At 74.2% G+C, this 10,109-nt stretch carries 11 protein-coding genes; 4 read left to right on the top strand and 7 right to left on the bottom strand.

The annotated features are described in order from the left end of the window. Window positions 1–177: 177 nt before the first annotated feature. Window positions 178–327, top strand: coding sequence for a hypothetical protein (locus tag ACFXA3_RS23040; RefSeq protein ID WP_385189495.1), 150 nt, complete (start codon window positions 178–180; stop codon window positions 325–327). 221 nt (window positions 328–548) lie between these two features. Here ACFXA3_RS23040 and ACFXA3_RS23035 read toward each other — a convergent pair whose 3' ends face one another. The 7 genes from ACFXA3_RS23035 to ACFXA3_RS23005 all read right to left on the bottom strand — a co-directional run bounded on the left by ACFXA3_RS23035 (window position 549) and on the right by ACFXA3_RS23005 (window position 7,399). After that, window positions 549–1,253 (bottom strand): DsbA family oxidoreductase, encoded by a 705-nt coding sequence (locus tag ACFXA3_RS23035; protein WP_385189492.1) that lies wholly within the window; start codon window positions 1,251–1,253, stop codon window positions 549–551. 103 nt (window positions 1,254–1,356) lie between these two features. Beyond that, window positions 1,357–1,818 (bottom strand): GNAT family N-acetyltransferase, encoded by a 462-nt coding sequence (locus ACFXA3_RS23030; RefSeq protein WP_385189491.1) that lies wholly within the window; start codon window positions 1,816–1,818, stop codon window positions 1,357–1,359. A 62-nt stretch (window positions 1,819–1,880) separates the two neighbouring features. Beyond that, window positions 1,881–3,329, bottom strand: a complete 1,449-nt coding sequence (locus ACFXA3_RS23025; RefSeq protein ID WP_385189488.1) for a peptidoglycan D,D-transpeptidase FtsI family protein — start codon at window positions 3,327–3,329, stop codon at window positions 1,881–1,883. A 62-nt stretch (window positions 3,330–3,391) separates the two neighbouring features. Beyond that, on the bottom strand, window positions 3,392–4,060 hold the full coding sequence (locus tag ACFXA3_RS23020; protein WP_385189486.1) for a response regulator: 669 nt from the start codon (window positions 4,058–4,060) through the stop codon (window positions 3,392–3,394). Beyond that, window positions 4,057–5,406 carry a sensor histidine kinase gene (locus ACFXA3_RS23015; protein ID WP_385189484.1) on the bottom strand — a complete coding sequence of 450 codons (1,350 nt, stop codon included), beginning with the start codon at window positions 5,404–5,406 and terminating at the stop codon, window positions 4,057–4,059. The genes ACFXA3_RS23020 and ACFXA3_RS23015 overlap by 4 nt, the downstream gene beginning before the upstream one ends. Window positions 5,407–5,476: 70 nt before the next feature. Beyond that, window positions 5,477–6,505, bottom strand: a complete 1,029-nt coding sequence (locus ACFXA3_RS23010) for a hypothetical protein (protein ID WP_385189482.1) — start codon at window positions 6,503–6,505, stop codon at window positions 5,477–5,479. 93 nt (window positions 6,506–6,598) lie between these two features. Then, window positions 6,599–7,399: an IclR family transcriptional regulator gene (locus ACFXA3_RS23005; protein ID WP_385189496.1), complete on the bottom strand. Its 801-nt coding sequence runs from the start codon at window positions 7,397–7,399 to the stop codon at window positions 6,599–6,601. 197 nt (window positions 7,400–7,596) lie between these two features. On the opposite strand from ACFXA3_RS23005, the gene ACFXA3_RS23000 reads away from it, so the two are divergent. From ACFXA3_RS23000 to ACFXA3_RS22990, 3 genes are all read left to right on the top strand, one after another. Beyond that, on the top strand, window positions 7,597–9,120 hold the full coding sequence (locus ACFXA3_RS23000; RefSeq protein ID WP_385189480.1) for an aldehyde dehydrogenase (NADP(+)): 1,524 nt from the start codon (window positions 7,597–7,599) through the stop codon (window positions 9,118–9,120). Between the two features lie 210 nt (window positions 9,121–9,330). Then, entirely contained in the window at window positions 9,331–9,552 is a 222-nt protein-coding gene (locus tag ACFXA3_RS22995) for a hypothetical protein (protein ID WP_376192058.1), read from the top strand. A gap of 53 nt (window positions 9,553–9,605) precedes the next feature. Beyond that, window positions 9,606–10,109, top strand: a 504-nt coding sequence (locus tag ACFXA3_RS22990; RefSeq protein WP_385189478.1) for a TerD family protein, incomplete at its 3' end; no start/stop codon positions are given.

The following is a 10,109-nucleotide window of genomic DNA, read 5'->3' as shown; positions in this document are numbered from 1 at the left end:
CTGTAGCTGTTGCCGGCGGAGGGCTCCACCGCCCCGAACCGCGGGGTGGGCGCCCCCCCCCCCCGGGGGGGCGGCGGCGGCGGGGGCGGGGGCGGGGCGGGGGGCGGGGCCCCCCGGCCCGCCCCCCCGGCGCCGCGGCCCCCGGCGCGCGGGGGCGGCGGGGCGCTGGCCCGGGAGATGGTCCGGGTCAACCACTACGGCCAGGCCGCGACGCTGCCGTCGGTCCTGGGCTCGCTGACGGCCCTGTCGGCCGCCCTCCCGTCGGCCCCGGACCCGGCGGCGGCGCTGTCGGCGGCCGAATCCGCGTGGACGGAAGCCCTCCACTAGTCCGTCGGACCGTGCCGCGGGGGCCGGGGCCGGCAGGCCGACGGCTCCGCCGCGCGCCCGACGCGTGGGGCGGGCGGCTCGGCGGCCGGCCGGCCGGCGCACGATCCCGATCGCGGTGATCCGCGTCGGCGCCCTGTCGCGCACGGGCGGGACACCGCCACGACGGCATGCGGCGGAGTCCCGGATCCCGGGGGCGGGGGCCTTCGGGATCCGGGGGCGGGTCAGGCCTGGGGGGCCGGGCAGGCGCCGGCGGGGTCGCAGGCGTCGGCAGCCGCCGGCTCCGCGACCTCGCGGCCCTCCCACGCCTGCTCCAGCGCCCGGGTGAACACCTCGGCGGGCTGCCCGCCGGAGATCCCGTAGCGGCGGTCCAGCACGAAGAACGGCACGGCGCGCGCACCGAGCTCCGCCGCCTCCCGCTCGTCCGCACGGACCTCGGCGGCGTACGCCGAGTCGTCCGCGAGGACGGCGCGCGCCTCCGCCTCGTCCAGCCCGGCCTCCACCGCGAGCACGACGAGGACCTCGGCGTCGAAGACGGACCGCTCCTCGGCGAAGTTCGCCCGGTAGGCGAGGTCGAGCAGCTCCTCCTGGCGGCCGCGGGCGGCCGCCAGGTGCAGCAGGCGGTGGATGTCGAAGGTGTTCCCGTGGTCGCGGCCGTCGGTGCGGTACGTCAGCCCCTCGGCGCGGGCGCTCGCGGCGACGCGCTCCTCCATGCCGCGCGCCTCGTCGAGGGTCCGGCCGTACTTCGCGGCCAGCATCTCCAGGACCGGCTCCGTCGCGCCCTTGGGGCTGTTCGGGTCGAGCTCGAAGGACCGGAAGACGACCTCCACCTCGTCGCGGTGCGCGAACTCGGCCAGCCCCTTCCTGAAACGGGCCTTGCCGATGTAGCACCAGGGGCAGGCGATGTCGCTCCAGATCTCGACGCGCATGATCCTTCTTCTCTCCTTGTTCCGGGACGTGGTTGCGGCACGTGTTTGCGGGACGTGTTTCCGCAAGGGGACGGTTTCGCCTTCAACCACCTGGCGGAGCGTCTCATTCCCCGAGGCTGAGCCAGAGCGTGAGGTGGGAGCCGGCGCGGAGGGGGCCCGAGGGGGCCGGGCGCCAGCCCTGGCGGGCGTAGAAGGCCTGGGCCCGCAGGTTGTGTTCGTAGACCTCCAGGCGGACCCGGCCGACACCGGCGCGCCGCCAGGCCTCGACGCAGGCGGCGTGCAGGGCGGCGCCGGTGCCGCGGCGCCAGTGGACCGGGTCGACGTGCAGCTGGGTGAGGGTGGTCTCGCCGTCCACCGTGCGGAAGGCCGCCACCCCGGTCAGCTCCCCGTCCTGCTCCGCGCACAGCACGCCGCCGTCGGTCGTGGCCCGGGCGACGGCCCGGGACCAGCCCTCACGGGCGGCGTGGGCCTGCCCGGGGACGCGGCCGCGGTAGTACGTGGACCGGGCCCGGGCGTGGAGGGCCGCTATGGCGTCGAGGTCTGCGGGCTGCGCGGGCCGGATCATGGACAGGCAAACGCGCCGGGAACCGGGTGGGTTCCCGGCGCGTCACGCGACGATCGGCTCGGCTACTTCTTCAGCCACGCCGCCATCATCTTCTGGGCGATGGGGGCGGCCAGCTTGCCGCCGCCGATCTCGGAGCGGTCGGTGTCCGAGTTCTCGATCACCACGGCAACCGCGATCTGCTTGCCGCCCGCCTTGCCGTACGAGGTGAACCAGGCCAGCGGCGGCAGGCTGTTGTTCACGCCGCGCTGCGCGGTACCGGTCTTGCCGCCCACCTCGGCGCCCGCGACCTGCGCGGGCTTGCCGCCGCCCTCGGTCGCGACCGTCCGCATGGCGTCCTGGAGCATCGAGGCCGTCTTGGCCTCCATGACCTGCTCGGACTTCGGGTTCTTGAAGCTCTCCAGCACGTTGCCGTTCGCGTCGGTGACCTCGGACACCGAGTGCGGGGCGACGAGCTTGCCGCCGTTCTCGATCGCGGCGGTCACCATCGCCATCTGGAGCGGGGTGGCCTGCACGTCGAACTGGCCGATACCGGTCTGTGCGACCTGGTCGACGGACATCTTCTTCGTCGGGTACTTGCTCGCCGGGCGGGCGGCGACCGGCGTCGAGATCTCCGTGTTGAAGCCGAGCTTCTCGGCCATCGCCCGCATCTTGTCCTGGCCGAGCTTGTTCGCGAGCTCCGCGAAGACGTTGTTGCAGGACAGCCGCAGGGCGGTGCGCGGCGAGGCGTTGTTGCAGGCCGCGGAACCCGCCTCGCTGGGCAGCAGGGTCCGGGTGCCCGGGATGGTGTACGGGTCCGGGGTGCCGGTCGGCGTGTCCAGGTTGGTGACCAGGCCGTTCTCGATGGCCGCCGCCAGGGTGACCAGCTTGAAGGTGGAGCCGGGCGCCTGCGGCTTGCGCAGGGCCACGTTCTCCATGGCCTTCCCGTTGTCCTGGATCAGCTTCGCCCAGGCGTCCTTGTCGTTGGCGCCCGTGATGCTGCCCGGGTCGAAGGAGGGGTTGTTCACGATGGCGAGGATCTCGCCGGTCGCCGGGTCGATGGCGACGGCGGAGCCCTGCTTGCCCTGGAGCGCGTCGTACGCGGCCTTCTGCACGCCCTTGTCGATGGTCGTCAGCACGTCGCCCGGCGAGGCCCGCTTGTTGGTGAGCATGTCCATCACGGTCTTGAGCCGGTCGTCGGACCCGTTGAGGATCTTCTTGTAGACGCCTTCCAGCATGCTCGTGCCGAAGGCCTGGGAGCTGTAGCCGGTGACCGGCGCGTAGAGCGGACCGTCGACGTACGTGCGCTTGTAGGCGAAGTCCTTTCCGCCCGTCTTCTCCGAGCCGGTGATCGCCTCCCCGCCCACGATGATGTTGCCCAGCGGGTTCTCGTACTGCCCGATGAGGTTCCGCCGGTTGTTCTCGTTGTCTGCGAGCGCCTGGCCTTGGTAGGCCTGCACCCAGGTGACCCGCACCAAAAGGGCCAGTACCAGGAGCAGGCAGAAGACCGACGCACGCCTGATCGTTTTGTTCATCCCCCACAAGGACGTACCAAGGCCCTCAGTCGTTCCGCTCTGCCCCGATTGTGGCGGAGTTCTCACCCCTTCTTCATGAAGCCGCCCTCGTACGCCGCGATGACCGCCTGGGTGCGGTCGCGCGAGCCGGTCTTGGAGAGGACCGCGGCGACGTGCGATTTGACCGTCTGGGGGCCGACTCCCAGGCGCTCGCTGATCTCGTGGTTGGACAGGCCGGTGGCCATCAGGCGCAGTACGTCGGCCTCCCGGTCGGTGAGCCGGGACACCCAGGCGGCAGGTCCCGCGGCGCCGGGCGCGTGGGACGCCGCCAGGGAGCGGACGGCAGCCGGGAAGAGGAGGCAGTCACCTCGGGCGACGAGGCGGACCGCGCCGATCAGCTCGTCGGGGTCGGCCCGCTTCAGGAGGAACCCGGCGGCGCCCGCGCGCAGCGCGTCGTAGACGTACGCGTCGTTCTCGAAGGTGGTCACGACCACGATCCGGGGCGGCTCCGCCATGCCGGCGACGATCTGCTCGGTGGCCCGGATGCCGTCGATCTCCGGCATCCGGACGTCCATCAGCACCACGTCGGGGGCCAGGGAGCGGACCAGCGGAACGGCCTCGGAACCGGAGGCCGCCTCACCGACGACCTCCAGGTCGGGTTCGGCTTCGAGGATGACCCGCAGGGCGGTGCGGACCATGCGCTCGTCGTCGGCGAGCACGAGGCGCAGCGGCGGCCGGCCCGCGGCGGTCATCGGGAACCTCCGCCGAGCGGAAGGACGGCCCGCAGCCGCCACAGCCCCCGGTGCGGGCCTGCTTCGACGCGCCCGCCGAGCAGGGTGGCCCGCTCGGCGGCGCCTTGCAGCCCGCGGCCCCCGGTGGTGCGGGGCCCGTGCCCGGCGGCGGGGCCCGGCGGATTGGTCATGGTGATCTCCAGTTCGCGGTCGGTACTGCCGGTGCCGTCCTTCTCGTCCCGTACGGCGATCCACAGCTCGACGGGACCCGTTCCGTGGCGCAGGGCGTTGCTCAGGCCCTCCTGGACGATCCGGTACGCCTCGCGGGAGGCGATCGCCGGGAGCCGGTCCCAGTTCCCGGCCGGCCCGGGTTCCAGGTGGACGGTGACGGTGCTCCCGGCGGCCCGGGTACGGGCCAGGAGTCCGTCGAGGTCGGCGGCGAGGGTCGGGGCCGGCGCGGCGCCTGGGCGGGCCGGGTCGCCGTCCCGCAGCAGGCCCAGGACGGCGTCGAGCTCACCCACCGTCCGCCGGGTGGTGTCCTCGATCGCCGCCAGCGCCTCCCGTACGAACGCGGGGTCGCTGTCGAGCACCCGCCGGGCGGCGACCGCCTGGAGGGTGACGGCGCTCAGGGCGTGCCCGACCGCGTCGTGCAGCTCCCGGGCCAGCCGGTTGCGCACGGCCAGCTCGGCGGCCCGTTCCTCGGCCGCGGCCAGCCGGTCCGCCCCGGTCGGCCCGAGCAGGACGGGTGCCGTCCGGGCCAGCAGCGCCCCGGCCCCGGCGGCACACAGGACGAGCCCTCCCAGCAGCCCGATCCCGAGCAGCGGGGCGAGGTACGGCGCGGCACCGGTGCCGAACCAGCCCAGCCCCAGGGGCGTCCGCCGCAGCCCGCTCACGAACGGCAGCACGATCAGCACCACCGCCATGGGCGGTACCGCGAGGCTCATCCCGCTGATCACCGCACCGACCCCGAGGTGCAGGGTCCACCAGGCCGAGCTGCGCCCCCGGGCCGCCCAGGACCGGGCCGGGCCCTCGGCCAGCCGCTCTCCCGGCACCCCGCACAGGGCCCGTACCGCGCCCGCCGACATCGGCCGGACCAGTCCGAACACACCCGTCACGGCGGCCAGCGGCAGGGACAGCCCGTACGAGGCGAAGGTCAGCACGGTGGAGCCGAAGACGTTGCCCCGCCCGGACCAGACGCCGACCACCACCTGGGCGAGGAGGAAGTACGGCATCAGCAGGGCCCCGCCGAGGATCAGGTGCACCCAGCGCAGCCCGGCCCGCGCCCACGGCACCCGGCCCGCCCGGGCCCCCGTACCCGTACCCGTACCCGTACTCGTACGCGTCGCCATGCCCTTGCCCCCCGGCATCCCGCGGCCCCTCACCCCTGACCGCCGCCCCCGCTGACGTCCCCGCCCCCGTCACCCGCCGCGCTCCGTGTCACCCGGTGCGGCGGCGGACCGCGAGGAACCGGGTCAGCACGGCCGCGGCGAGCAGGCCGGTGATCGTTTGGCCAGCGTAGGTCAGGACCATCGCGGTCGTGACCTCGTCTGCGACGATGACGGGGCCCGTCATGGAGATCAGCAGCCACAGACCCCAACTCGCCGCGGCCGCAGCCCCGATCCAGGCGAGGGCCAGTGCGCGGCGGGCCGGCCGGGCCCCGCCCCGCGCCAGGTTCACGGCGCCCGCCCCCGCGGCCAGCGTGCATATCGCGTAGGTGGCGAACACCACGCCCCTCTCGGGGCTGAACTGCGAGATCTGTGACGCGCTGAGCCCGGCCGTACCCCCGAAGGCCCAGCTGAGCTCCACCGCCGCCACGGCCACGGCCAGTACCGCCGCGGCTCCCGCCACCACCCCCGTGGGTGACGGGAGCCGCTCCCCCTGGACGCCCCGCCACAGTCCGCCCCAGCGCTCCCGCGCATAGGGGACGAACAGCGCGGCCAGGGCCAGGGCCTGCAGGATGAACCCGCCGTAGACGACGTTGAACACCCATGGGTCGAGGAAGGGCTCCTTCGCCGCCTGCGCGACCGCGTCCGGCCCCAGCCCCACGGCCCGCACGAGGAGTTGGCCGGGGAAGGCCACGACGATCGGGACGAGCAACCCGGTGGCGACGAACACCGGAAGCGTCAGCAGCAGGGACGGCACCCGTCTGCCCCAGGGCCGGGTGAACACCAGCACCAGGACGATGACGGCCGCGTCCATCGCCATCGTGGCGGCGTTCGCCACCTTGAAGAACAGCCCGGGTCCCAACAGCACGCTGTCGTCCGGTATCCCGATGCGGCTCCCCGCCACCCAGGCGCCCTTGAGGCACAGGTACGGCACGGTGGCGGACAGGGCCACCGCCGCCCAGGCCCTGCCCCGGGCCCGGGTGCGGGTGCGGGCCCTGACCCGCGCCCCGCCCGTCGCCGTCGCAGCCGCAGCCGTCGTCGCAGTCGTCGTCTCGTTCGCGTTCACCGCTCGTGTGGCCATGACTCAACGGTCGCGTCCGCGCCGCCCCGCCGCCTCCCCCACGAAGGTGAACCGTCTCCCCCGCGCGGGGGAGGACCCTCCCCCTCCACCGCCTCACATGCGGCGGGTCGCCACCGACAGCCGGTCCCGCGCCTCGAACAGCGCCGCCTTGATCCGCTGCTCGTGCCCCGCCGTCAGCCGGGCCACCGGCACCGAGCAGCTCACCGCGTCCCGGGCGGGCGTCCGGTAGGGCACCGCCACCCCGAAGCAGCGCAGCCCGAGCGTGTTCTCCTCCCGGTCCACCGCGTAGCCCTGCTCCCGGACCAGTGCCAGCTCGTCCACGAGCCGCTCCCGGTCGGTGATCGTGTGCTCGGTGACCGCCTCCAACCGCCGCGGCAGGAGCGCCCGTACCTCCTCGTCGGAGTGGGTCGCCAGCAGCGCCTTGCCCAGCGCGGTCGAGTGCACGGGCAGCCGCCGCCCGACGCGGGTGAACGGCCGCAGGTGGTGCTGGGACTGGCGGGTGGCGAGGTACACCACGCTCGTGCCGTCCATCCGGGCCAGGTGGATCGTCTCCGTGGTGTCGTCGGAGAGCCGGTCCAGGGCGGGCCGGGCCGCGGCGACGACCTCGTCCCCGTCGATGTACGAACTGCCCACGAGCAGGGCCCGTACGCCGATCCCGTACCGCGTGCCCGTCGCGTCCGTCTCCACCCACCCCAGGTTCACCAGCGTGCGCAGCAGCATGTAGAGGCTGGACTTGGGCAGCGACAGGTCGTGCTGGATGTCGGCCAGGCTGTGCAGTCCGGGGCGCGCCGCGAAGTGCTCCAGCAACAGCACCGTGCGGACGGCCGATTTGACGGCCGCCGGCGCGCCCGGGCCCCCGCCCGCCGTGCTGTCCGTGCTGTCCGCGCCCGCCATGCTGTCCGCGCGCTCCGGGCTCTGCGGGCTCACCGGCTCGGCTGTGGTCATTCGCCTTTTGCCCCTCTTGTCTCTTGTCAACGCGGAAGACCCGGAAATAGAGTCCGGAACGGATGTGATCATTCATCCATCGGAACGGCGTTCAGAATACTGAACGCCACCGCGCGGGTCAGGGCAGATCCAGGAGGCAGTGCGCCATGGCAGCAACACCAGTCTGGAGTGTGGACCCCCGCACCGGGAAGCAGCGCGAACAGGTTGCGGTGGAAGCCACACCGGGCGAGGTGGACGAAGCCGTACGCGCCGCCCACGCGGCCCGTGGCGCGCTCGCCGACCGCACCGCCCGTGCGGCCTTCCTGCGCACGGCCGCCGAACTGCTCGACGAGGCCGCGGCGCACGTGATCGAGGCCGCCGACGCCGAGACCGCCCTCGGGCCGGGCCGGCTCACCGGCGAACTCGCCCGCACCACCGGCCAGCTGCGGGCCTTCGCGGACGCCGTGGACGAGGGCTCGTACCTCGACATCCGCATCGACCACCCCGTTCCCGGGGCCGTCCCGCCGCGCCCCGGACTGCGCCGCTACAAGGTGCCGCTGGGCGTGGTCGCCGTCTACGCCGCCTCGAACTTCCCGCTCGCGTTCTCCGTCCCCGGCGGGGACACCGCGAGCGCCCTCGCCGCCGGCTGCCCGGTGGTCGTCAAGGCGCACCCCGACCACCCGGCCACCTCCGAGCTGTGCGCCTCGCTGCTGCGCCGCGCCGCCGTGGCGGCCGGACTGCCGGCCGAAGTGGTGGCCGTCGTCCACGGGTTCGACGCGGGTCTGGAGCTGATCCGCCACCCGCTCGTCCTCGCTGCCGGGTTCACCGGTTCCATCCGGGGCGGGCGGGCGCTGTTCGACGCGGCCGCCGCCCGGCCCGTGCCCATCCCGTTCCACGGCGAACTCGGTTCCCTCAACCCCGTCGTGGTCACGCCCGCGGCCGCCGCCGAGCGCGCCGAGGAGATCGCCGCCGGGCTCGCGGGGTCGGTCACCCTCGGGGTCGGCCAGTTCTGCGTCAAGCCCGGCCTGGTCCTCGTCCCCGAGGGCGCGGACGGCGACCGGCTCACCGGGGCGCTGACGAAGGCGCTCGGCGAGACCGAGCCGGGTGTCCTGCTCGACCACCGCATGCGCGAGAACTTCGTCTCCGGCGTGGGCGAGCGGGCCGCGCTGCCCGGCGTGAGCGCACCCGTCACCCCGGGCTCCGGCGGCGACCACACCGTCGGCGCGGGCTACCTGACCGTCCCGGCCCGGCTGCTCCTGGAGGGCGGCCCGTACGAGGTGCTGCTGGAGGAGTGCTTCGGCCCGGTGACCGTGGTCGTCCGGTACGCGGACCAGCACGAGGCGGGGTCGGTGCTCGGCCTGCTCCCGGGAAACCTGAGCGCCACGCTCCAGCTGTCCGCGGCCGAGGCCGACGGCGGTCCCGGCCCGGCGGCGGAACTGATCGCGCAGGTCACGGCGCTGGCCGGGCGGATCGTGGTCAACGGCTGGCCGACCGGTGTCGCGGTGGCCCCGGCCCAGCACCACGGCGGCCCGTACCCGGCGGCGACCTCGCACTCCACCTCGGTCGGCGGGACCGCCGTCGAGCGCTGGCTGCGGCCGGTGGTCTACCAGTCGGTGCCGGACCCGCTGCTCCCGGCGGAGCTGCGCGAGGGGAACCCGCTGGGGCTTCCGCGCCGCGTCACCGGCGGCTGAGACCCCTCGCACCCGGGCCGGGCCGGTCCGTTCCGTTCCGGTCCGGTCCGGGACCGGAACGCTCCGCACCCGACCCCGCGCCCCGGGCCGGCGTCCCGGATCCGCACCCCGGCCCCGTGCCCGGAGCCACAGCCCCGACCCGCGCCCCGGGCCGGCCCGGCCCGGTAATTGCGTTGCCCGCCCGGTTGCCCGCCGGGCAGGCTGCCGGTCATGCCGAGACCTCACGGATTCACCTACGAACAGCGCGGCGACCAGAGCGTGGTCATCACCCACCAGGGCCGGACCGCGAGCACCCTGCGCGGCGGCCGGGCCGAGAAGTTCCTCGCCGAGGTGGAGTCCGGCGACGCCCAGCTGGTGATGGCCCGCTGGACCGGCGCGTACAAGTTCGGCAACGAGCGGACGGCGAAGAACCACCCCCGCAACCGGCGCTGAAATATCCCGCGAGGGTAAGGGAACGGCAAAGCGCCTCCGGTCGTTCTCCGGGCATGACCGCTATGACCCCTGGTTCCAACCTGCCGCTCAATACCGTCCGTGTGACGGTGGACGTGGCTGCCCCGGTGCGGCTCGACGTATCGGGACTCCTCCTCGCCGCGGACGGCAAGGTGCGTTCGGACGCCGACTTCATCTTCTACAACCAGCCGTCCGGACCCGGTGTCAGCTACCGCTCGGGCGGCGGGGCGGCGCCGGACTCGATCACCGTGGACACGGGGGCGCTGCCTCCCGGCATCGAGCGGATCGTGGTCACGGCCAGTCCCGACGCCGCCGGTCAGACGTTCCAGGGCATCGAGCCCACCGCCACCGTGCGTCACGCGGAGAGCGGTGCGGTGATCGCCACGTTCACCCCGCCGCAGCTGGGCACCGAGACCGCGCTCGTCGTCGTCGAGGTCTACCAGCGCGGCGGAGTGTGGAAGGTCCGCGCGGTCGGCCAGGGGTACGCGAACGGCCTCGCCGGGATCGCGACCGACTTCGGGGTCTCCGTGGACGAGGAG

This window comes from Streptomyces sp. NPDC059456 (assembly GCF_042750055.1).
Taxonomy (GTDB): domain Bacteria; phylum Actinomycetota; class Actinomycetes; order Streptomycetales; family Streptomycetaceae; genus Streptomyces.
Note: the sequence above shows the minus strand (reverse complement) of the source record. Positions and strands in the feature narration are given on the sequence as shown.